At 38.9% G+C, this 21,986-nt stretch carries 22 protein-coding genes, 1 other RNA gene and 1 pseudogene; 2 read left to right on the top strand and 22 right to left on the bottom strand.

Annotated features, from left to right (window positions below; genetic code table 11):
* Positions 1-12 precede the first annotated feature (12 nt).
* The 13 genes and pseudogenes from AC2EXB_RS06095 to AC2EXB_RS06035 all read right to left on the bottom strand — a co-directional run bounded on the left by AC2EXB_RS06095 (position 13) and on the right by AC2EXB_RS06035 (position 10,676).
* Positions 13-756, bottom strand: a complete 744-nt coding sequence (locus tag AC2EXB_RS06095; RefSeq protein WP_483604112.1) for a hypothetical protein — start codon at positions 754-756, stop codon at positions 13-15.
* Positions 757-799: 43 nt separating this feature from the next.
* Positions 800-1,525 (bottom strand): metallophosphoesterase family protein, encoded by a 726-nt coding sequence (locus AC2EXB_RS06090; protein ID WP_483604111.1) that lies wholly within the window; start codon positions 1,523-1,525, stop codon positions 800-802.
* Positions 1,526-1,571: 46 nt separating this feature from the next.
* A complete protein-coding gene (locus AC2EXB_RS06085) occupies positions 1,572-1,970 on the bottom strand; it encodes a hypothetical protein (protein ID WP_483604110.1) in 399 nt (132 codons plus the stop codon).
* Positions 1,971-1,993: 23 nt separating this feature from the next.
* The gene (locus tag AC2EXB_RS06080) at positions 1,994-2,479 is read right to left on the bottom strand and encodes a hypothetical protein (protein WP_483604109.1); all 486 of its coding nucleotides are present in this window, start codon (positions 2,477-2,479) and stop codon (positions 1,994-1,996) included.
* Positions 2,480-2,569: 90 nt separating this feature from the next.
* Positions 2,570-2,833 (bottom strand): hypothetical protein, encoded by a 264-nt coding sequence (locus tag AC2EXB_RS06075; protein WP_483604108.1) that lies wholly within the window; start codon positions 2,831-2,833, stop codon positions 2,570-2,572.
* On the bottom strand, positions 2,820-3,776 hold the full coding sequence (locus AC2EXB_RS06070; protein WP_483604107.1) for a DUF2268 domain-containing putative Zn-dependent protease: 957 nt from the start codon (positions 3,774-3,776) through the stop codon (positions 2,820-2,822). The genes AC2EXB_RS06075 and AC2EXB_RS06070 overlap by 14 nt, the downstream gene beginning before the upstream one ends.
* Before the next feature lie 33 nt (positions 3,777-3,809).
* The gene (locus AC2EXB_RS06065) at positions 3,810-4,136 is read right to left on the bottom strand and encodes a hypothetical protein (protein WP_483604106.1); all 327 of its coding nucleotides are present in this window, start codon (positions 4,134-4,136) and stop codon (positions 3,810-3,812) included.
* Between the two features lie 227 nt (positions 4,137-4,363).
* A pseudogene (locus AC2EXB_RS06060) lies at positions 4,364-5,530 on the bottom strand (Mur ligase family protein).
* Between the two features lie 226 nt (positions 5,531-5,756).
* A complete protein-coding gene (locus AC2EXB_RS06055) occupies positions 5,757-6,827 on the bottom strand; it encodes an aldo/keto reductase (protein WP_483604105.1) in 1,071 nt (356 codons plus the stop codon).
* A gap of 152 nt (positions 6,828-6,979) precedes the next feature.
* A complete protein-coding gene (locus tag AC2EXB_RS06050) occupies positions 6,980-8,656 on the bottom strand; it encodes an S-layer homology domain-containing protein (protein WP_483604104.1) in 1,677 nt (558 codons plus the stop codon).
* Positions 8,657-8,745: 89 nt separating this feature from the next.
* Entirely contained in the window at positions 8,746-9,270 is a 525-nt protein-coding gene (locus tag AC2EXB_RS06045; RefSeq protein WP_483604103.1) for a ribonuclease FAU-1 family protein, read from the bottom strand.
* 60 nt (positions 9,271-9,330) lie between these two features.
* Positions 9,331-9,777 (bottom strand): hypothetical protein, encoded by a 447-nt coding sequence (locus tag AC2EXB_RS06040; protein ID WP_483604102.1) that lies wholly within the window; start codon positions 9,775-9,777, stop codon positions 9,331-9,333.
* 20 nt (positions 9,778-9,797) lie between these two features.
* Complete coding sequence (locus tag AC2EXB_RS06035; protein WP_483604101.1) at positions 9,798-10,676, bottom strand: helix-turn-helix transcriptional regulator; 879 nt, start codon at positions 10,674-10,676, stop codon at positions 9,798-9,800.
* Positions 10,677-10,960: 284 nt separating this feature from the next.
* On the opposite strand from AC2EXB_RS06035, the gene AC2EXB_RS06030 reads away from it, so the two are divergent.
* On the top strand, positions 10,961-11,830 hold the full coding sequence (locus AC2EXB_RS06030; protein ID WP_483604100.1) for an alpha/beta fold hydrolase: 870 nt from the start codon (positions 10,961-10,963) through the stop codon (positions 11,828-11,830).
* 89 nt (positions 11,831-11,919) lie between these two features.
* On the opposite strand, the gene AC2EXB_RS06025 is transcribed toward AC2EXB_RS06030, so the two are convergent.
* Entirely contained in the window at positions 11,920-12,279 is a 360-nt protein-coding gene (locus tag AC2EXB_RS06025) for an NUDIX hydrolase (protein WP_483604099.1), read from the bottom strand.
* A 167-nt stretch (positions 12,280-12,446) separates the two neighbouring features.
* Between AC2EXB_RS06025 and AC2EXB_RS06020 the strand changes: the two genes are divergently transcribed.
* Positions 12,447-14,255, top strand: a complete 1,809-nt coding sequence (locus AC2EXB_RS06020; protein ID WP_483604098.1) for a M3 family oligoendopeptidase — start codon at positions 12,447-12,449, stop codon at positions 14,253-14,255.
* A gap of 250 nt (positions 14,256-14,505) precedes the next feature.
* On the opposite strand, the gene AC2EXB_RS06015 is transcribed toward AC2EXB_RS06020, so the two are convergent.
* The 8 genes from AC2EXB_RS06015 to smpB all read right to left on the bottom strand — a co-directional run bounded on the left by AC2EXB_RS06015 (position 14,506) and on the right by smpB (position 21,849).
* On the bottom strand, positions 14,506-15,936 hold the full coding sequence (locus AC2EXB_RS06015) for a reverse transcriptase domain-containing protein (RefSeq protein ID WP_483604097.1): 1,431 nt from the start codon (positions 15,934-15,936) through the stop codon (positions 14,506-14,508).
* A gap of 858 nt (positions 15,937-16,794) precedes the next feature.
* Positions 16,795-17,817 carry a DUF4365 domain-containing protein gene (locus AC2EXB_RS06010; RefSeq protein ID WP_483604096.1) on the bottom strand — a complete coding sequence of 341 codons (1,023 nt, stop codon included), beginning with the start codon at positions 17,815-17,817 and terminating at the stop codon, positions 16,795-16,797.
* Between the two features lie 786 nt (positions 17,818-18,603).
* The gene (locus tag AC2EXB_RS06005) at positions 18,604-18,978 is read right to left on the bottom strand and encodes a hypothetical protein (RefSeq protein WP_483604095.1); all 375 of its coding nucleotides are present in this window, start codon (positions 18,976-18,978) and stop codon (positions 18,604-18,606) included.
* Between the two features lie 13 nt (positions 18,979-18,991).
* Positions 18,992-19,432, bottom strand: coding sequence for a hypothetical protein (locus tag AC2EXB_RS06000; protein WP_483604094.1), 441 nt, complete (start codon positions 19,430-19,432; stop codon positions 18,992-18,994).
* A 239-nt stretch (positions 19,433-19,671) separates the two neighbouring features.
* Positions 19,672-20,112 carry a hypothetical protein gene (locus AC2EXB_RS05995; protein ID WP_483604093.1) on the bottom strand — a complete coding sequence of 147 codons (441 nt, stop codon included), beginning with the start codon at positions 20,110-20,112 and terminating at the stop codon, positions 19,672-19,674.
* Positions 20,081-20,557, bottom strand: coding sequence for a hypothetical protein (locus AC2EXB_RS05990; protein ID WP_483604092.1), 477 nt, complete (start codon positions 20,555-20,557; stop codon positions 20,081-20,083). The genes AC2EXB_RS05995 and AC2EXB_RS05990 overlap by 32 nt, the downstream gene beginning before the upstream one ends.
* 384 nt (positions 20,558-20,941) lie before the next feature.
* Positions 20,942-21,295, bottom strand: a transfer-messenger RNA (tmRNA) gene (gene ssrA / locus AC2EXB_RS05985).
* Between the two features lie 86 nt (positions 21,296-21,381).
* The gene (smpB, locus tag AC2EXB_RS05980) at positions 21,382-21,849 is read right to left on the bottom strand and encodes an SsrA-binding protein SmpB (RefSeq protein ID WP_483604091.1); all 468 of its coding nucleotides are present in this window, start codon (positions 21,847-21,849) and stop codon (positions 21,382-21,384) included.
* Between the last annotated feature and the right edge of the window lie 137 nt (positions 21,850-21,986).

Genomic DNA, 21,986 nt, shown 5'->3' with positions numbered 1-21,986 from the left:
TTCCCATTCTTTTTATTGTTCGGCTACTCCGAAGAACACGGTCAATGGCATTTTCCGTCCATCGTCATGCCAACGTTTGTATTGTTCAAATACCGCCTGGATATCATTATCAAATTGGTCCTCTACAAGTTCTTTTACTACTAAAAAACTCCGCCAATAATCGAACATGATGCTCGACAAACTTCCAAGATAAGAAGCGCTTCCAAATTCATCGAGAGAACGCATGCCATAGTCTTCTGTAAAAACCTTCACCAATTCACTTTCAATAGCTGTAATTTCATTAAACTCTGACGGGCTCAATAGGAGCTTTCTCGGCAAATACTCGCACATGCCTTCTTCAAACCAAATGCTGTCATCCCGCTCAACGTCAAATTCATCCACAAATAAATCGGAATGATGCGTCAGCTCATGTGCTGCGATGGTGAACAGCTGATTTTCCGAGTAGTTCGCATAGAACTGCTCGATATGGGGCAAGTCTTTGCCGTCTAATTGCTTCAGAAAAAGCTGCCGCCATTCTGCAAGATCCGGTGACATATAAATAACATCCTTATTTGTAAACGCGGGAATCGGCACTTCTGAAAAAACCGTCGTCGCCAGTTCTGCTGAAGTCCAAACAAAGGCTTTTGGAAGTTCGGTCAAAGCAAAGTCTTTTTCCATTACTTTCTGGTAATCTAGTAAGCGCTTATTAAAGCTTTCTGTTATACCTTGATACTTTTCATAGGCTTTCACAGACTTAAAACTATAGATTGTTTTCATGTTTATATCCTCTCTACAGGCAAATAGTAAAAATAGATTTCCTTTAAAGCAAATGCTGATTGCCGTGAAAAATGCTCAAAATGAAATCTCTTTCAGGGACTTTCAACTTTTCATAGCCTGCTAGAAATTCTTTATTGCCATAGGCTGCTTCTTTCAATTCCACTTCGACTGTCCCGTTAAAGGACACGATGGCATACCGGGCATATGGCCAATTGCTGCAGCCAAGAGAGCCTGGATTCAAATAGGTTCTCGAGTTAGTCGAGAAATAATGGACAGGATGATGATGGCCGAAACATACGAGATCCACAGCGGAATCCTTATAAAGAATTTCGAATTTTTCCCATGTCGGATCTGCATCGATTGGCAAGTATTTTTTCGCTGGATCCAAATGATAATGGGTCAACAGGAGGTTTTTGCCGCCATGGCGGACCGTCAGCTCTTTTGGAAGAGCCTTGAGTTCCGGAATGAACTTTTTATCCATCCGGTCGAGCAGCCACTCATGATGTACTCTTTCGCCGCCCTGGCTTTCGCTTTCTTCACCGTTTAAAAGGGCCAGCATTTCCTCTTCATGATTCCCCAGAATCATCGTCACATCATCCCGTGAACAAAGAGCTTCCAATACTTCGTCGGTTTCATAGCCGATGCCGACCATATCACCTACGCAATAAATCCGGACAATATCCGGATCCTGGTCAATTTCTTTCAGCACTGCCTGAAGCGCTGAGTAATTGCCATGAATATCTGCCAGTACTGCAATCTTTTCTACCATTTTGTCACTTCTTTCTGTAGCGTCTTTTTAATAAGTTCAGAAATAATTAGTCTTGGTTTAAATGCCATAATTTTTTTAATGGAATGTCATCATAAACTATATTGTATTTTTCTTTTAACAATTGCTTTATACTTTCATCCGTATTCCCAGTGAAAAACTTTATAACAATATCGCAGTGGGCCAAAGCCACATGATCTGTTAATTGTTTAGCAAACTCATCCAACTTTTCAATATGCTCTTCCTTTACAGTTTCTTCAGAGTAGATTTTCACATTGATTATATTCCGTCTTAACTCTTCGCTTATAGCTGAAAATGGAATATCCAGGTCCATCAAAGTTGGTGCACGTTTTTCATCTATAATGGCTATTCGATAGATCCGTTCATCCAAGACAATATCCCAAATCTCCAAATCTTTGAATCTTAACTTTCTTTCAAAGTAGTGCATCACTTTTCACTCCCTAAACCCTTTTATTTAAAGCTAGTTTGTCCATTCTCATATTTCACAAACCTAGTTATGCAGTAGTGCGTGATATATTTCCGATGGCTCAATTCTTCAATCCAGGTTTTAGAGTTAAATTGGTAACTTCCACTAGCGTCTTTATAGATAAAACTTCCAGAATTTACTTCAATAAAATTAGAATTCTCTTTCGCTTCTTCAATATATTTTTTGAATGTATGTTGATTTGGGAGATAATATAGTTCATACACATCTCCTTCTTCCATGTACTTTTCAAGGTACAACAAAAACAATCGATTGCCTGCTCCTTCAACCTCATAAAGATAGGGCATAGAAAATAGATCAAAGATTTGTTTTCTCCAAAATGGATTAACCTCTTCTAAAGAAAAAGTCATGTAGTCTTTTTCAACCTCAAATTTGGTCTGTGCATTATACTCTTCAATTTCTTTTGACAAAATAAAAGGTCTTGAAGAAGCAAGAAAAGTAATACTTGTCATTTTTCCACCCCTCACTTTGAACAGAAAGAAGATTTATCGCTACTCCTCGTCTCGTGTCTTTTGAATCACCCGATTAATCTGCTTCACGAGCTACGCTAACTCATCCTCTTTCATAAAGAAGCTGGTTCCTTCCGGCGTCGTCCTGCCTCCGTGTCTAAACGTTTCAAACGCTTCCTCTTCGCTCATCTCAATTGCTCTGAACCGGTCGCTATTGAACAGCACTTCAGCATTGACGGCTTTTTTTGAAGTGATTTCATAAACGAAGACGATCCGGTGATCGCCTAGAAAATAAATGAAGGGGTAGTCCACTTTGATATCGATACAAATCGCCGCCTTTTCTTTATTGTTCTGCATCCTGGTATCCGCTATTCTTTAAAAACGCCTCTGTCTCCAGTGCGGTCCATTCTGGAATGGACATTTCTGGATGCTCGCTCAAATAAGTCTGGACCATGTCGTTTCCAATTTTGTAGTGAGCCCATTGCGGTATTTGCTTTGCGGGATTGCCGTTATGGAACTCCATAATTATTTCCGGATCTGCCGATTGGTTAAATGCTTTGAAATTTTCAACTGCATGTGCTTTTTCAGATTCTGATGAAAAGTTCGCCCATTTCGGACTGGCTTCCGGGTATATCATTTTCGCAAATACATCTGCTTTCCCTTCCATCACCGTTCTTTCAGCTACTGTGAATAAAAGGTTTTTTTGCATTTCTTCGTAAACCATATGGTGGTATTCATGGGCTACCGTCTGCCTCAGCGAATCTTCATCAAAACGCGGGTCAAGTAAAAGGACCATGTCGCCTTTTTCCCAGACAAAACCGGTTACGTAATCCACCTCTTCCATCGATCTCGCAAACTCAGGCAATGAAGGAAAAACATGTATCGTTTTATTTTCACCTGGCAGAAGCTCAGCCGATGACACGAGCGCTTCTTTTATAGCTGCTTCATACTGTTCTTTTGGCTCCGCTAATTCCGCTACAGCCGCTTCCAATTTGGCTAAATCAAACGGCACGGCGAATATCCATTCCTCTAAAATACTATAGCCCAATCCATGATCACGAAGGCTGCCATGAACGATCTTTTTGTAGAGTTCGTCTTTATTATCCGGATCCGCCTCTGCCGCTTTGATAAACTCCTCCATAGCCGGCAAATAATTCACGACTGTAAACTCCTGCTCTTTCTGTTCGAACGAAAAGCTCGGTTCCACTTCTTGCTTCTCAATTTCCTCGTTCTTTTCCGAACAGCCCGTTAAAGAAATTAAAATCAAAAAGACAAGGGCTGCAACTTTAAAATTAGCCATAGCGGACGCTCCTTTTGCTTTAGAAAGGTGAATTCAATCAATAAAATATGGATAAAACTTCACTATTGTAATTACGAAACTCATTAGGTTAAACAGCAACAATCCGTAAACCAAAGGCGAGATCTTAAAATAGAACGGTATGGCTTGCGGCGTTTCCTGCCTGTTATCAATCCTTGAAAATGCGTTGTATTGGTTAGTGGTTTGATTGGAGTAAAGCTGCAGGAGCCAAATAGCTCCAAAGATCAATAAGCCGCCAAGCAACATGATATCGATGAAGTTCCAGTCAAAAAATAAGGATATAGACCAAAGCACCGCTGTTTCAACCGCGGCAGTCGCGATGATGATGAATATGTTTTTCATAATTGCACCTCTACCTTAAAAGTAAATGGGAGAACAGCTCCCAAAGTTTCAAAAAGATGTTAAAAATTTCATTTCTCTAATTTTATCAATAATTCTTTTAATTCAACAGCTAAAGTTGGAAAAAATGTGAAATTGCTAAAAAGCTATTTAACCAACATAAAAAGGCATCGATTCTTTACTCTTTTCGAGAGCAACATCGATGCCTTTTCGTGTTCTTTTATTTCTGCTTAATTTACTTGTTCTTTATTCATCGCCTGAAAATTAAGCTGCTCTAAAACGATTTCTTTCTCGGTGTAAGGCAGATACCTGTCGCCCACGAGCAAAGTCGTTTCATGCCCTTTATCCGTTAACAGCACAATATCTTCTTTCTCCGCAATATCAATGGCATGCCGGACCGCTTCCGCTCTTTCTGCTATTAACTTATATCGGCTATGAAGCATGCCTTTTTCATAGGCTTGAAGAATTTCACGGCTCGGCTCTTGCCCCGGATTGTTAGTTGTGATGATGACGTAATCCGCAATCGATGCTTTTTCTGCCATGATCGGCCGTTTGAGCTAATCGCGGTAATTCCCCCCGGCAATAAGGATAATCAGACGGCCTTTTTTAAAAGGCAACAGACTGTCGATCGCTTTTTCAATGGCATCCGGTGTATGCGCATAATCGATATAGACCGTCGGCCCGTCTGAAGATGCCAATTTCTCCATCCGCCCTTCCACCGGATAGATTTCCGGCAAATGTTCAAGCATCGTTTCGATTTCCATGCCATATGCATACAATGCAGCAAGGGCTGCGAGCACATTGTACACATTGAATTTTCCGATGAAAGCGGTTTTCACAGCTAATATCCCTTCAGGAGACTCGAGCATAAATTCCGTCCCTTGTTCATCATAGCTAATTTGGCTTGCCTGAAAATCAGTGCCCGCCGATAACCCGTAGTTGATCGTTTCAAAAGGCGTCATCCGTGAGAATGAAGCAGACCATGAATCATCCTGGTTCAAAACGGCGAATTTGGTTTTCCGAACGTCTTGTCCAAGCGTGCCGGCAACAGCTGATTTTTGGCCGGCTTTCCCCATCAATTCATGGATCATATGCGAAACCGTCGTTTTGCCGTTTGTTCCAGTAACCCCTATAGTTGAGAGTTTGGCTGCAGGATACCCGTAAAGATGGCTGGCAAGGCGAGCAAGCACTTTAGCTGAATCTTTTACCCGTACAATACTAAGGCCATCCGGTACATGGCTGATTTCTTTTTCCGCAACAATCATTGATGCGCCTCGGCGCACCGCATCTTCGACAAATTCGTGGCCATCTACGGTATAGCCGGTAATGCAGACAAAAATATCTCCCGGTCCGACATTTCGGGAATCCATTTGAATTCCTTCTATAAAATCAGGCACTATGCCTTGGATCGTTTTTATTTTAATTAGATTCAATAATTCTTCTGTTTTCAAAAGCCTCTTCCTCTCGCCGCGTAATCATGATTCCCAGCGGATTTCCAGAAATCCCCTTCCTTGTTTTATTAGTCTACTGAATCACAAAAATTCTGGCTATTCAGAAGAAAGGTTTTACAGAAAAAAACACCGCCTCAAAAACCGGATTTCGGTCTTAAGGCAGTGCCAATTTTTATTCGTCGATTCCCATCGATTTGCGGTAACCATTCAAGTACGTGATTTCTGAAGGGCTGCCCATTTCGGGTGCGCTCATCGCACGGTGCCAAAGCGGATAAATCGGCACAGGACGTGCAACGGCTTCGATTTTGTCCTGCTCTTCTTTCGTCAATTGAATGTCAAAAGAAGCGATGTTTTCTTTCAATTGTTCTTCGTTTCGCGCAGCAATGACAATCGGCCCGACATTCGGACGATCACGGACCCATGCGTAGGCGATTTGTGGAACCGAGGCGTTGTGGTTCGCCGCCACTTCCTCTAAAGCGTCGATGACTTGGTACAGGCGTTCCTGATCCTGAACCCAAGGCTCCGGCCATCCGGCACCTTGCCGTGTGTTTTCAGGCGCAGTTTTGTTGCGCCCGATTTTCCCGTTCAACAAGCCTTCACCAAGCGGGCTCCAGATCATTGAACTGACCCCAAGCTCTTTCGCTGCCGGCAACAGTTCATACTCCGCTTCCCGCGCTTCCGGCGTGTAGTAAATCTGCTGGGTGATTGGCGGAATAAAACCATTTTGCTCCGCAATCGTAACGGTTCTTGCGAGCGCCCAGCCGCTGTAATTCGAAACGCCCCAATGGCGGATCTTGCCGGACTTCACCAATTGCGTCATCGTTTCCACCGTCTCCTCGACAGGCGTCTGGCCGTCCCATAGATGCACAAAATACAAGTCCAGGTAATCTGTTCCAAGGCGCTCCAAAGTTTGATCGATCGACGACAGGATATTATTGCGGGAAGCCCCGCGCACATTCGGATCGTCGCTCAACGGAAACCCAGTTTTTGAAGTGAGCAATACTTGGTCGCGGCGTCCTTTGATTGCCGCACCCAGCACACGCTCTGCATCACCTTTTGAATATAAATTTGCGGTATCGAACATATTGATGCCTGCTTCCAGCGACATGTCGACCATGCGCCGAGCCACATCTTCCTTGACGTTTCCAGCCGCTTCAAATCCGTTTGTCCCGCTGAACGGGACCGTCCCCAATATGTATTTCGGAACGCGGAAGCCTGATTTTCCTAAATAGATATGTTCCATAAGCTCCTCCTAGTGGATGAATTTTGGTTATTCTATTAGACCTTAGTAGAATACCCTGCCGCCTCTCCACTAAAACAGTTGCCGTCCAATCCAACTAAAAACCGTTTTCTCGAGTGAAAAAACTCAAGAAAACGGCTTGTTCTTTTATTCGATTAAGGCGTTTCATCCAACATCGAACTTGGGAATTCAAAAAGTTTCGCAGCATCTCCGCCATCATCCCATACATTCGCATTCGTCCATTTCAAGCTTTGCGGCGGCTGATGTAGGGCATTCGGTCCCGAAGTGATATTAACGCTCTGGCCCGAGCGGAGAATAAAGCCATCCGGGAATTTGAAGGTTTCGTTGCCTTTCACACTGATTAAAGTAAATCCTGTCATGTCGGCATTTACCCGGTCGTAGTTCGTCAGCGTGACCACTTCCGCTTTCAGATCTTTTTTCACAATGCGGATATCCGGAATCAACTGGCCGTATCCGAATAAATGATAGTCCACATTCATTTGTGTAAATTCATCCGCAATGACATAAATGACATTGCCTTGGATATGCGTATCATAAATATCCGATCCGCTTGCCCGAAGGTCATTCACGACGCTTTCATCCGGTTCACCGGAATAGGACAGGATCGCCATGCGCGCTTTCACTTCATCAATAAAGGGATAGGTATAATATTCTTCCTCTCCGTGATGCGGCACTTTCAATACTTCCGCTTTTAAGTCATATTTGTCCACCAATTGCTGCTGGACTTCCGATGTAGCATCTCCGGCAAGCAGGAAATCTGCAGTGCCGCGAGTCACTTTCAAGACCATTCCACCTTCATCTGCATTTTCCGCTTTTGGATCTGCATGTAAGACTTGGATCGCGACTGAAGCATCCGGTGACAGGTTATCGCCGGTTTTCACCGTCTTCACTGTGACTTCATTCGCTTCGACTGCTTTGAAATAATCGCTGTGAATGGCTGGGTCGGTTGGCAGCCCGCTTTCATAAATCGTTTCCACCCCATTGTTTTCAATCACCCACGCGGCTCCGCCCATATGTTCAGGGTCTGGATGCGTCAAGATTAAGGAAGTGATCGGACGGGCGCCAATTTCCTTTAATGCACGGCTGATTTGTTCCGCATTCGGTCCGGCATCGATCAGTACGGCTCGCCCGTCTGTATATTCCACATATGTGGCATCGCCCCGTCCGACATCCAGGAACGCAATTTCCACTGCATCCGGTTTTACCGAGAATTCATTCAAATTCATTGCCCGTGCAGTGAACGCCGCGAATTGTTCCCGCGTCAGTGTTTCCGCTGGCCGAAAGTTACTCCGTTCATAGCCCGCTGCAACGCCCCAAGCGGATAACTTCTGGATCGCATCATAAGCTTTCATCCCTTTTTGGACATCAATGAAATATTCCGGCTCGCCTTCATAGCCCCAATCAAACGCACGGGAAATGAAAATGGCCATTTCTGCACGCGTCACTGTTTTAGCCGGTTTGAACGTGCCGTCCGGGTAGCCGCTGATGATGCCTTCTTTTACAAGTTTGGCAATATAGCCGCTCGAAACGATTGAAGCGTCCACGTCTTTAAACTGCGTATTTTGCTCCTCAGCGGAATAACCGAGCGCTTTGCCGATCATAATCGCCGCCTGTCCGCGGGTCACACCCGCTTTCGGCTGAAACTTTCCATCCGTAAAGCCGGTGATGACTCCTTCATCCGAGAGATACTGGATTTCTTTATGGAAGCGATTGGCATCGCTCACATCAGGAAATCCGGCTGCTGAAGACGGTGCAGCAGAAAAACTGGAAACAAATAACATCGCCGCGAATCCTAGTGCTAATTTTTTCAATGGACAGCCCCCTTTTATAGCTAAGAATAACATATTATTCCATGAGCGAATCCTATTTTTTAATCTTCGAGGAGTTTTAAAATCAGAATCTACTTCCCTTGATTTAGCAGAAGTTCCTTATAAAGAAATTCACCATTTTTGATTTTGTCTAAGATAAGGTTGAATTCTTTATAGGCCAGTTCATACTTATCTTCCGAGATGACTCCATGGTCTAAAGCTTCTTCAATTTCATCTTTATCCTTCTCGATAACCAGACCCGAAGGAAACAAAATGACATCAAGAAATAAATCATCCAAAAACGGAATATTGTTTTCTAATCCGTTCTTCAAACAGATATCCACATACCATTGAACAATCTGACCATTTCGATCGAACACTGTGGTGACGGAATGATGCTGATCTTCCGGGAAATGCTGCAGCCAGGAATATCCATCATCCAGTACACAAACTTCCTGCATTCCATCCGAAGTCCAAAGCGGACTGGCTGCCTTTTCGATCGTCAGCAAAGACACGTAGCCGCGATAATCCGCTGTTTGGATATAGGACTGGCTGTATTTTCTTTCCTTCACTCTTCGCCAATTGGCTCTGTCTCCGAATTTCCTTTTAATCTTCACTTTCTGGCCACCTTTGGACTATTTTTAACTGCTTTAAACTGATTGCTTTGCCTAAAGTTTTCAGTTTAGAGTCGAATGAGCATCGTCTTTCTTTTCATAGTCAATCGGCAATGCGGCTGATGTAAGGAGGAGGATATAAAATGGGTATATGAACAGTCCCGCTATTATCATTAGACCCGAAGCAGGATTTGGCATATCGCCTCCATAGCTTATAGGGAAAAGCGTCGCAAACACATAAATATAAAGTATAAAATAAGGCAGCCACAAAATAACGGTCCAGTAGTTTGAGTTCTTCTGTCCAAGCCACTTCTGGATAAGCTTATAGAACAATAGCGTACCAAGCGTTATTTCGAGAAGCAGAACGATCCCCGTCAAGCTATTTACCGTCCCGATTTCCAAGTCCGCGATCCGGCTGATTCTGTAAACATTCAACATCAATTCCACGGGGATAGCGACCATAAGCGCATATAGCATGCTTATTGCATTCAGCTTCCAAAATTGCTTCATCCAATCCCCTCATTTCCCCGTCATTCGCTAAAGTCTAAATTGACCGGCTGCGCTGGCAACAGTGCTTCCGAAAGCATATTGGTCGTCGGTACGTTCTGCCCCACTTCTTCAAAGCGGAAGCCGTCCGCCCACACTTTGCCGCCGCCAATCAGCAAAACGCCAAAATGGATAGAAGTGCTGTTTTCCGGAACGTCGAGCACGATCGAGTAATGATTCCAATCAGTCGTACCTTGAATCGACCGATTGTCCATATTATCGAACTGTACCGTATCCCCCGAAGCGTTATCGATTCGAAGCCAAGCCCCACATTTATCTGCCTGTTCCGTTTTCAAAAAACAGGAAAGCTTAATCCGTTTACCAATAAATTCGCGCGCCTGAAACCCTTGCATCATTGTCGCAAATTGCTGCTCATTTACCTCTGCTTTGGCATACAACAATCCAGATTTCGTTCCCGTATGGCACACCGCTGAATCCGTCATCAATTCATACAACTCTGGATTCGATCCGCTCAAACTCCACCCTTTTACTTGTTCACTTGTCGTCATCATTTCTTCCTCCTCCATCATTCTGACAGCTCGCATCAGTTTTCGGTATTTCCCAGGCGGCACAGCATACACTTCTTTGAATGCCCGCGTAAAGGCTTCCTGTGATTGAAAATGAAATTGAAAAGCAATCGCGATAATCGATTCATCACTGTACAAGAGAAGCATCGAAGCCATCGCTAACCGGCGCATCCGGATGTATTCGCCAATCGTCCTGCCCGTTTCTTCTTTAAACAACCGCAGCAAATGGTATTTTGAATACCCGACGGCTCGCGGAAACAAATCGAGCGGAAGCTCTTCCTGCAGCTGGCTTTCAATATACGAAATCGTCCTTTGCGTCACTTCACTGTACTGCATCCTGTTCACCTCAAAATGATCATACCGAAAATGGAGAAGGTTTTTTTGATGGAAATTGCTAAAGTGCGTTTTGTAATTTAAGAATCTCTTTGATTATTAGACTGAAAGAATTGAAATAGGTTCCTGTAAAAGGAGGAACTGCAAAAGCACTAGAGAATTTAAAAGGAATGAGGCATTTCTGCTTTGCCTTAACTTTAATCATTTCTATATAAGAACAGTATCGTTTAAGTTCATTAGAATGATTATTTTCTTTAGATGGGGATTTCTAGAATCGGAGGACACATATGAGTGAAGTTATGCAGAATTTTCAAATCGAAACTGCGAATGGAACAGTGAATTACTACGAGTTCGGCAATCCAAAGAACCCCACAATCATTTGCTTGCACGGCCTTGCCGGAAATGGTTTCTATAGCTTTGCTGAGTTAATGCCGTTTCTGCAACACCGTTTCCACCTGATCGTGTTAGACAGTCCGGGTCACGGCGGGACATTCTCCTTTTCTAATGAGGAAGAATATTCCTTTGCTAATTTGGCTGCCTGGCTTAATGATCTAATCCCACAACTCACTGATTCTCCTTTTTATGTATTGGGGCATTCTTGGGGAGCTGATGTCGCGCTTCACTTTACCCGCTATTACTCGGCAAACGTATTAGGACTCATGATGCTGGATGGCGGATTTACATTTCCACAGAATCAGCCTGAAATGACGTTCGATTATGCCTATATAGGTTGGCAGCAATACATGGATGAATCGACATTTCAAACTGAAAAAGAAATTTTTGAGGAATACCGATCTTACACAAACAATTGGAATTCACAAAAAGAACGATATGCCCTATCTCTTTTTGAGAAGCAGCTAAACGGAGAATTCCGCCTAAAAGCTTCAACACATACCGTTCTCTCAATCATCAAGGCTTTCTTCAAAGAGTCCTTTACAGAAGCTTATCCGTTTATCCAAATCCCCGTACTCCTAATTCATGCGGAGCATCCAAAAGAAATGGACACAGCAAGAATGAAAGGCATTTGCCAGCTTAAAGAACAAATCAAAGATGTAACAGTCCATATCATGAACGATACTTCCCACATGATCCAGTGGGACCAACCAGAAGAAACGGCGAATGTGATTGCTGGCTGGATTAATAGAAAATCGGATTAACAGATAGTTATAAAACTATCTATTTTGAAATCCTCTTCGAATTTTTTGGCTTTATACTTTTATCCGTTCTCCTACACTAACTGTTCTTTTCAATCATTTAATAGTTTTAACAAAGGCGCTGTATAGCTGTCGAATTTCTCTGCATCATCAATGGCGATCCATGCAATCTCAATAATATCGCCATTCGCTTCGTTTTCAGAATCCAAGTAAAGCTCACCGCCAACAACTTCAGCGACATAAGTATATTTGTGGGATTTTACGTATAATAATCTCTTTATAAGTACATCATACCCTGTCTCTTCTTTTACTTCTCTGATACATGCCTGTTCAGGAGTTTCATCTTTTTCAATGCCACCGCCTGGAAAATTCCAAACTATGTCTCCCCTTTGGACATGTTGGCGGACCATTAAAACTTTATCATTCCGTGTAATAAGAGCTTGTGAAATCATTATTTCATCTCCATTTTATTTTTATTCTAACTATACACTTGATATATTAATCAAATTAGAAAATTTAGTTATTTGAAAATGGAATAGATTAAATTTCTATGCAACTACACACTAATAAGAGCATTCGTTCCCATCATGGATACAAATAATGTTGAGGAGGATTTTTAATGAAAGTAGAAAGTTATTCTGAGAAGTGGAAGTTAGATACACTTTTCAAAGGTGGTGGTGATTCGATGGAACTCGTTGAATTGATCACACGGATAGAAACAGAATTAAAAGAGCTTGCCGAAAGTACATCAGCTCTATCTATCACTAACGAAGCTCTCAATGAAATAGTCATCAGAAATATTTTAGCGACAATTTCAGACATTCATAAGTCTATAGCTCATGTGGCATCTTTTGCCACTTGCCTGCTTGCGGAAGATCCTAAAAATCAATCAGCCGCCGCCCTTCAAGGGAAAGTTGCGTCGCTCAAAGCAGAATCCACTTCTGTCCTTTTGGATTTCCAACGCATCCTTTCGATAGTTGATCAAGAAATATGGGACACTCTGCTAGAAAATGAAAGCCTAAGTGATCAAGTATTTATTTTAACGGAGTGGCGTGAAAACGCATCTTCATCCCTATCAGCTGAAGAAGAAACCCTCCTTGCTGCTTTATCAGTAGATGGCTACCATTCCTGGGGCGGTTTATATCGTTCGATTGTGAATAACTTACAAATACCCATCACCATTAATGGAAGCGAAAAAGAATATTCAATTGGACAAGCTACTAATTTACGTTCACATAGCGATGAAAAAGTTCGTCTTGAAGCATTTATCGCCTTAGAAAATACGTGGACGGCGCTAGAAGATATTATGGCACGCATCTTAAACCACATAACAGGTTTTCGGATCCAAGCAGATAAAAAACAAGGGATAATGAATGGATTGGAGAAGCCGTTAAAAGACAACCGGATAAAAGCAGAAACCTTGCAAGCTATGTGGCAGGTCATAAACCGGAACAAAAAGCCTTTTGCCAATTACTTGGATCATAAAGCAAAATTAGCCCAGAACACTCAAATGCCCTCTTATGATTTTTGGGCTCCCTTCAATGAAAGCAGCACATCAATAAATTATGAGGAGGCTGTTTCATTTATACTCCAGCATTTCCGTCAATTTGGACCTGAATTGGAAAGCTTTGCCCAGACTGCTTTTAAAGAAGGATGGGTGGAAGCAGAAAACCGGAAAGGAAAATCAGCCATTGCATTTTGTGCCGGATTTCCCCTTACTGGGGAATCGAGGATTTTTCTTACTTATGATGGGAGCATGACGAGTTTATTGACATTGGCTCATGAACTGGGGCATGCCTTCCATAATCACGCGATGAAATCGGTCGATGGACTAAACCAAACTTATAGCATGTCCACGGCTGAAACAGCTTCAACTTTCACCGAAATGATTGTCTTAGATGCCGCCATCAAAACGTCAGAAAGTACGGAACAGAAATTGTTTCTTTTAGACGAAAAAATAAAACGAAGTGTCATGAATTTCATGAATATCCATTCCCGTTTTCTGTTTGAAGAGAGGCTCTATGAAGCACGCAAAGCAGGCATGGTGTCCGCAGAACAATTAAATGAAATGATGCAGAATGCCCTAACAGAAGGTTATGACGGTTCCATGAGCCACCTGCCGATTCATTCCTGGATCGCTGTGCCCCACTTCTATATCCCATCTACACCTTTCTATAACTTCCCTTATACTTTTGGCTACTTGTTCTCGATCAGTATTTATGCCAAAGCACGGGAAGAAGGAAAAGAATTTGAACAACGTTACTTAGCGTTGCTGCGGGACACCGGACGCATGACCGTCGAAGAATTGGCACAGAAGCATCTCGGAGAAGATATTACCGAAGAAAGCTTTTGGGAAAAAGGAATGGCGCTTTGTGTGAAAGATGCAGAAGAGTTTATTAGACTTTCTTCAGGAATTCACTCTTCTTGAAAAAGATAACTAGAATGAGTTTAACGCAATAAAAACCTGCATAAGAAAAACGCCAAAACCTTCGAAAAGGTTTTGGCGTTTTTCATTGTTTATCTCACTATGGAGACGGCGGGAGTCGAACACGTATTCAGAAATTACTAAAACTCATGTCTCTTTTGGCCTGAAGACTTATCAAGCTTTTAAGTATAAATTAAAATGGAAAAATATTATTGGTCTCTGTTTACTTCATTACCATACAAGTATAGATAACCTAATATAAGAAAAACAATTCTTCATATGGATTTAAAGTGGGATGTACAATTTTTTCATTATAATCACACTTACAAAAATCTTCTGATTTTTCAAGATCCTTACGATATCGGTAATATAGTAATTCGAGCGAAGGAAAGTTTAAACTTTTTAATATGTGTTTAGGCAACCTTTTTCCTGTTTCCTTATAATAACGAAAGTTAATTTCTCTAAAAACCCAATAATCTATTTTTTTTAATTGTTCCACATCTGTAATGACTAAAAAGAATTTCATCCAATTTCTTGATACATCAAATTTATTACAAATTATACATTTAAATTGCTTGACTTCACTTCCATAATATTTAAAGCCTAACCTATAGTTAAGAAGACGCAATGCTTTATTTTTGTTAAAATCAGTTTCATTCAATATTTCAACTATACGTCTCTTAAATTTGTTTACATTTTGTTCCTTAATGCCAATATACTTCTTAGATATTTTAAAGCCCACAAAATCTAAACTTTGATTTCGAACTATAGCTATAATTTTTGTCTTTTTAGGATCCGGATGAAGTTCTAAATCTATATCACTTAAAAAATCTTTACATTCTTTTTGAATACAAAGTATCTCATCTGCATTTTTTGAAAGAATAACAAAATCATCCGCATATCTTGTATATCTTAAATCATACTTATTATTAAGTGTTTCCATAATCCATGTATCAAATTGATGTAAATATATATTAGCCAACATCCCGGATATAATACCACCCTGAGGGATACCTTTTTCACGTTTTTTTCTAATAATCTTTGTTTTATTCCTTCTTTTTATAGTCCATCCTTTATCCACATGAATAAATCTGTAAATCAATTGCTGTACTTCAGGCATATTTCTAATAATTTTTTTTACTTCAGCAAATAATAGTTCATGTGAAATCATATCAAAAAAACCTTTCAAATCTGCATCAAGCGCGTAAACATAGCCTTCATTAATATCACTGAAAACCTTTTGAGCTGCTTTTTGAGCGTTCAAACCTTTTCTGTATGCAAAACTAACTTTCGGTAACTTTTCAAACTCTTTTTCAACTATATTATTCAAATAATTGTATAAAATTTTTTGTACAATTACATCTCTAATTGAAGCTACAGACAATACACGTACTTTATCTATTTCTATAGCTTCTCTAATTGAAAGACCTGTTTCTTTTGGGATTTTCACTTCTCTCAATGGATAAAAATGATAGCTACCTCGTTGAATTCTTTTATATATAAAATCCGCTTGGTGATTTATAGTTTTTTCAAATTGGGCTACATTAATTCCATCTACACCTTCCGGAACCTTAACAATAGCTTCTCCAGTAAGGTTGTCTGTCTTTTTAGCAACATACATTTCAAAGATTTCTTTTATAGACTCTCTAGTAACGGTTTCTTTAAATAATTGGTCTGAAAACATTTGCCGATCCTCCTAAAAATTGTGGCGGTGGACAAACGAGGAATCCGGCTCAACCGCCTCCCTAGCGACTTACTAGGTTAAGTTTTAGCAGCCTTACCTAAGATAAGACTGTTAGTAATACTGTCAATAGTTTCATCAGTATCACCATCCATTCAATTTCAATGCTTATAGTAATTGTATCATTTAGTATCGAAACGAATGCCCTTTTACTGATATCGGGACGTGTGCGAATAGCTGCACGCACACATATAAGTATAAAACTTACTGTTTAATTGTAACTTATATCCAATATAAAGAAAATAATAAATACCTAATACGTACATTATTTGAGACAGCGTAAAATATCTTGTGTAGATGAATAAATAGAAAAAGGAAGACCTTTTCTTTTAGAGTTAAGTCACCACAACTAATAGCATGTAAGTTTTAGTAAAAGAAGACATTAACGAATTTTTTTAATTTCATTTGGTTTCGGTGGATAATATGCTCTTTCAGATGAGACTCGCAGTTTTCTTAAATTACGAGAAACATGATGTACCGGCTCCGAATTCTAAAAATTCGAAGAATTATAAAATTGTCTAACAAACGGTAGGTCCTTCAAAACGCTTGAATAATAGGTTGGAATCGCTTGTTAACCGCATGTTCTAAAAAGGCGTATGCATGTTTGAAATCTTGAATCTTATGCAGAAGATGTACAGCCATCACCACACTCTGCAAATCCATTCCAATATAACTAAAGCGATTAGTAAAAAGTGGAAATCTCTTCCGCCAATAAATAGCCGCTGCGTCTAAATTTATTTTAAAGAGAGTCTGGTTGCATTTTACTTTCAAGCAATATTTCGTATAAAAATTAGTTTGATGTTAAAGATTTTTTTTGAAACTCATTTTCTTTTCCCAAATTTTATCAAACTCTGCAGAGATTTTACTATGATCTCCCCATGGATCATCATCTTTGTTCATTTCAATTAAAAATCCTAAAACATTAACTTGAAAATCTAATGTTTCAAAGTAGTTCTCTTTTAGACTATCTAACACTTTATATTTAATTTCTTCAGCTCCACTTTCCAATTGATCTATAATATCATCAAATTCTTTATTTAAATCATTATAGCTTTTCTTATTGGCCATAAATCCTTTATCACTATAAAAATCTTGAACATAGCTTTTGGCACTATGGCTATAAAACAATTGATCAAAATATTTATTTGATTTTTTTAGATTTTCTTTTATATTTCGAATGAGATTTTGAATAATTTTATTTGTATTATTTTTCATTCTATCCGACTCTTCTAAAAATACTTTTAATAAATCAATTGAGAAGTTTAAATCTAGAGCCGTATTACTTTGTAAAGATTTATTTAACTGCTCTAATAGAATATTTCCTTTGTTCAACTGATTAGCTATATAGATAGTTATATTCTGCATAAATTCTTTAGGCAAGGCTTTTGAATGTCTATTGATACAGTTCTTCTTAGGTATTTTAAGTATTACAGAATCTTGAGATTGAATCTGTTCCATTCTATCTTCTAAAACTATTAGTGGATTACACCAATAACAGTTTCCAGTAGCATTATCCACTAAAAATAGAAACGTAGTGTCATTCTGCTGATTCCAATAATTAATTGTTGTAATCTTAATTTGTATTGAAAAAAATTGTTCATCTTCTTTTGTATCTAACTCATCAGTTCCTTTTGACTGGATGTTGAAAAAATACTGAGTTGGATTTCTTTTTTCAATAATTTGCGCTCTCATATCAATACCTAAATCAATTGACTCATCATGTGTATTTACAATTGCGAATTTTTGTAAAACAGATTTTAAAATGTCTGCAGCAATATTCCCTGTTCTTTTATTATCTGCATATATCGGCAATTTAATATCCATAATATTCCTCCAATGAAATTAATTTCATAACTATAACTTTATATCTTTTATTTTAAAAAGGAACTTCTAATTAGAAATATTTATAATGTTCTTTATACACCCTTTTCTAATTGCGTGTAATTAAATATTCCTTCGCTAACAAATCCCCGTTATTCTTCTATCCTAATTTGCTAAAATATTATTTCCAGTATATTAGGCAATAATCAAAATATTGGGCTTCACTACCTTCTATTTAGAAGGGCAATATAAATGCGCCACTACTTACCGCAAATATACCGTTCTTTCTAATCCCTCCATTCATCGTTTGAATTAGAAGTATATAAAATAAAATATATAGGGAGGAAAATAGGGATATCGCACAAGAGTTCAACTCTCATACAATATCCCTAACTCATTAAAACCTTGATACCACTGCATTTAGCAGCAATCTCACTATGGAGACGGCGATAGTCGAACCCGCGTCCAGAAACTCCGCTACTTGAGCGTCTACGCATGTAGCTTATCCATTTGGCTTTCGCGCAGCACTATGCCGATAAGCAGGCGCAGCAGTTTAAGGTAGTTCCATATTTATTTTTCACAGTTTTACTAATTAGGGAGTATTACATATTAAGGAACTTGGTTCAAAGAGCCTCTGGTTATTAGTAAATATTAATTGATTACAAAACAAAAAGAGTTTTCGTAGCTCCCATTAATTTTTCTTTCAATCTTAATAATATTCTAACTTAATTGACAGAAGAAACTCCTTCAAGCTCTTAAAGAGCGAGGTTAATTAATTAAATATAACTTTCAAAAATTATAATCTGAATACTTAGATATTATAGTATCGATAATCTTATCTGTACCATTAGCATTTCTATCAGCCAGTTTATATAAAGTCCAAAGCCTATGAGGGCTATCTATGTCCTTTTCCTCTATTATTAAAATAGGTTTAGATACTCCTATACGGCCATCGAATATTAAAAAATCAACTTTTTCTTCTAAAGTGCCATATTTAACTAAAACAAGTGTCGTTTCTTTATCTTCATAATGAATTAACAAGTCTTTAGAAGTGTAAGTTTCTTCAATATAATTATTTGACTTCCAATTTTCCCATACCCATTTCACTTTCTTCTTCTCAGTGGCATTAATGAGCGCTTCAATCAACTTATCATCTTTATTCATAAAAACCCTCCTATTATATAGCATTATATGTTACATCTATATTTAGCTCTAAAAAACCAATAAGATGGTTAATACAGATTAGTAACTCTTCTACATTTCTTTTTTTAGGACTGTGAATCATCTTCTTTATTTTATTTAAGTTCTTTAAATCATTTTTCTTCATGAAGCTAGTGTATTCATCTAATGTTCGGATAATCCTCGATAAATCTTGTACACCGTCCGATAAATCGATTAATAATAGATCTTTACAACTCTTCAATTCGTTCGTTAACGTCTTTTTATCTTTTTTAAAAGTTTTCAAATTCGAAATAATTTTTACTTTATTTTTAATATTCTGAGTAGTAATTGCTAAATAAACAGTAATCCCCACACCTAATATACTGACAATAAGCCCAAGTATTGAAATCCAATCTAATAAGTCTAATGTAGAGATAACAGCTATATTTAAAAGCAAAAGGACAATCCCTCCAAATTCAAAAATAAACATCGAAAAATAATGTAATAACTTTTTAAATATTTTTAGAACCACATGAACTTTGGTTTTTCGTCCTATTAATAGAATTTAAATAAATACTAGTTACAAAGAATTTTTAAAAAGCAATTTAATTTTCTTATTAATTGAGTCATATATTTTTTTATATTATATATTTCCATCTCATAACCCCTAATTTCATCTAGCCTTTATAAAAACTATTAATCGGTAATAGCAATTCTGGCTATGTCTCCAATTTTTAATACTTTTTCTCCTGTCTTCCTACCCGACACCTCACTTTCTTCTATAGTAAGTTTTTCTTCTAGAATCTTTGTTTCAGTAGTTCCTGCAAAACCACTTAAACTAGATAACACATTCTGACTTAATGCTTGTTGGAAAGCAGAAGGATGATGAATTTTTTTTATTGTAATTTTTTTACAAACTGAAAACTTTGAGTATACTTCTGTTACTTCTAAAGTATCTTTAATAAAGTCAAGGGTTCCAAGAACTTCATTATTATTAAATGGGTCAGTTATTTCATCTCCTTCTAAATAGATTTCTATTTTATCTCCTATTGAAACGTCATCGTTTAAGCCACCATTAATTACAATGCTATACTGGTCAATAATTTTAATCACTTTGAATGTTGTATAACTGTTCATCGAAATCCCTCTTTTCTCTTTTAATTACATCATTTGTTCTATCTTTTACAGTAGAAGCTAATATCCTTACTTCTTGGTATTTCTGTCCTCTTAAAGTATTTATTATATTACCTTCATATTCCGTAATTAATTGCCCTATTTCAGGCAAATCATGTTGAATAAACAGGCGTCTTTTATGAACAAATTCATTATACTTTTCAATCTTTTCATCTAATACTATCTTTTCATCCTTTAATTGATCAAAATCAGATTCTTTAAATGTTGATGCAACTTTAAGTTTATTCAGCTTAAAATGAAGATATACAGCTAATCCCAGAAAATAAAGAGAAGATAATGACAGCGCCAAAATAAATTTAAAGGTATTGCTCCATGTATTATTGAAAAAACTAAGAATTCCAATAAATCCTGGAAGTATACTTACAATAAAATTTAAAATTTGTCTCAACAAATTCACCTCACTTTACTTAGAATAACTTGATAATATCAATAATATTATACACTTTTTCCATAGGATTCTATTATTTAATTCTTACTAGCCAAATTATTGTAATCAATAATCCTTTTGACTTCTTTAACTCTATTAAAAAATATAAATTACCATCTATAAAACTAAGATAAAGTCAACAAAAAATTTACTATAATTTTTATAAACGAAAATATACCGTGTTTTCTACCCAAAGAAAAAAACCTTCTAATTAAAATAATTAGAAGGTCATTCGAAGCAAATCTGCTAGAAAGTCTTTTAGAGATTTTAAGCCCTAGTTTAACTCCCATATAACATCAATAACTTCGCAAAACGTTGATACCACTGCATTTAGCAGTTATCTCACTATGGAGACGGCGGGAGTCGAACCCGCGTCCAGAAACTCCGCTACTTGAGCGTCTACGCGTGTAGCTTATCCATTTAAGTTTCGCGCAGCACTATGCCGATAAGCAGGCGTCGTGTGCGCTAACTTGAAAATCTCTTGCCGGCAGCTCAAGTTGCACTGCCGACCGTATCCCACTAAAGTTGAGCTCTACACAGCCACATGGGTGATGGATGCTAAGAGCAGATCCGAGCTTACGCTGCGAATGCTAGGTTTTGGTTTGTTTTGCCAGTTACTATAGTTACGTTGGTGACGGAGCCGATCCTCCGACGCGCGACCCAAGCCCAGATCATCCCTGTCGAATCCGTAACGTCCCCTCAATTAAAAGGGAACACAGAAGATGTTAGCTTCGGTGTTATAAATTAATTATAGGGCAATAGAGACTAAATATCAAGAAAAGCGATCAGTAGCGGCCGCGGTCCTTGATGGCCCGGTCGATTTCACGCTTCGCATCTTTTTGTTTCAAGTCCTGGCGCTTGTCGTAATTCTTCTTTCCTTTACCGATGCCGAGAAGCACTTTGGCATAGCCGTCTTTCAAATACATCTTCAATGGAATGATAGCCGATCCTTGCACTTTCGATACGCCGATCAGTTCATTGATCTGCTTTTTGTGCAGCAGCAATTTCCGGACACGGGTCGGATCGTGATTGAAGATATTGCCTTGCTCGTACGGGGCAATATGCATATTCGAGATCCAAGCTTCTCCGTTGCGGATCCGGACGAACGCATCGACCAATTGGACTTTGCCGTTTCGCGCAGATTTAATTTCTGTTCCTTGCAATACGATGCCCGCTTCAATCGTTTCTTCGATGAAATAATCGAAGCCGGCTTTTTTGTTCTGGGCAATTACTTTGCCTTCACCTTTTGCCATGCTGTTCACCTCAACTAGATTAAGAAAGCGCAAGCGCCCATCTAGCCTCGACAGGCTTAAGGCAGAACACGAAGGAAATCCTGATTTCCGTAGTGGGCTGACTTAAGTTCCCGAGAGGCTGGGCGCTGGAGTCTAGA

The organism is Planococcus alkaliphilus (assembly GCF_057031095.1).
This window is presented reverse-complemented; position numbering and strand designations above follow the sequence as displayed.

Excerpts from the sequence above, each read along its gene's own strand:
- AC2EXB_RS06095 (WP_483604112.1), bottom strand. The coding sequence starts at position 756 with ATGAAAACAATCTATAGTTTTAAGTCTGTGAAAGCCTATGAAAAGTAT.
- AC2EXB_RS06090 (WP_483604111.1), bottom strand. The coding sequence starts at position 1,525 with ATGGTAGAAAAGATTGCAGTACTGGCAGATATTCATGGCAATTACTCA.
- AC2EXB_RS06085 (WP_483604110.1), bottom strand. The coding sequence starts at position 1,970 with ATGCACTACTTTGAAAGAAAGTTAAGATTCAAAGATTTGGAGATTTGG.
- AC2EXB_RS06080 (WP_483604109.1), bottom strand. The coding sequence starts at position 2,479 with ATGACAAGTATTACTTTTCTTGCTTCTTCAAGACCTTTTATTTTGTCA.
- AC2EXB_RS06075 (WP_483604108.1), bottom strand. The coding sequence starts at position 2,833 with ATGCAGAACAATAAAGAAAAGGCGGCGATTTGTATCGATATCAAAGTG.
- AC2EXB_RS06070 (WP_483604107.1), bottom strand. The coding sequence starts at position 3,776 with ATGGCTAATTTTAAAGTTGCAGCCCTTGTCTTTTTGATTTTAATTTCT.
- AC2EXB_RS06065 (WP_483604106.1), bottom strand. The coding sequence starts at position 4,136 with ATGAAAAACATATTCATCATCATCGCGACTGCCGCGGTTGAAACAGCG.
- AC2EXB_RS06055 (WP_483604105.1), bottom strand. The coding sequence starts at position 6,827 with ATGGAACATATCTATTTAGGAAAATCAGGCTTCCGCGTTCCGAAATAC.
- AC2EXB_RS06040 (WP_483604102.1), bottom strand. The coding sequence starts at position 9,777 with ATGAAGCAATTTTGGAAGCTGAATGCAATAAGCATGCTATATGCGCTT.
- AC2EXB_RS06035 (WP_483604101.1), bottom strand. The coding sequence starts at position 10,676 with ATGCAGTACAGTGAAGTGACGCAAAGGACGATTTCGTATATTGAAAGC.
- AC2EXB_RS06030 (WP_483604100.1), top strand. The coding sequence starts at position 10,961 with ATGAGTGAAGTTATGCAGAATTTTCAAATCGAAACTGCGAATGGAACA.
- AC2EXB_RS06025 (WP_483604099.1), bottom strand. The coding sequence starts at position 12,279 with ATGATTTCACAAGCTCTTATTACACGGAATGATAAAGTTTTAATGGTC.
- AC2EXB_RS06020 (WP_483604098.1), top strand. The coding sequence starts at position 12,447 with ATGAAAGTAGAAAGTTATTCTGAGAAGTGGAAGTTAGATACACTTTTC.
- AC2EXB_RS06015 (WP_483604097.1), bottom strand. The coding sequence starts at position 15,936 with ATGTTTTCAGACCAATTATTTAAAGAAACCGTTACTAGAGAGTCTATA.
- AC2EXB_RS06010 (WP_483604096.1), bottom strand. The coding sequence starts at position 17,817 with ATGGATATTAAATTGCCGATATATGCAGATAATAAAAGAACAGGGAAT.
- AC2EXB_RS06005 (WP_483604095.1), bottom strand. The coding sequence starts at position 18,978 with ATGAATAAAGATGATAAGTTGATTGAAGCGCTCATTAATGCCACTGAG.
- AC2EXB_RS05995 (WP_483604093.1), bottom strand. The coding sequence starts at position 20,112 with ATGAACAGTTATACAACATTCAAAGTGATTAAAATTATTGACCAGTAT.
- smpB (WP_483604091.1), bottom strand. The coding sequence starts at position 21,849 with ATGGCAAAAGGTGAAGGCAAAGTAATTGCCCAGAACAAAAAAGCCGGC.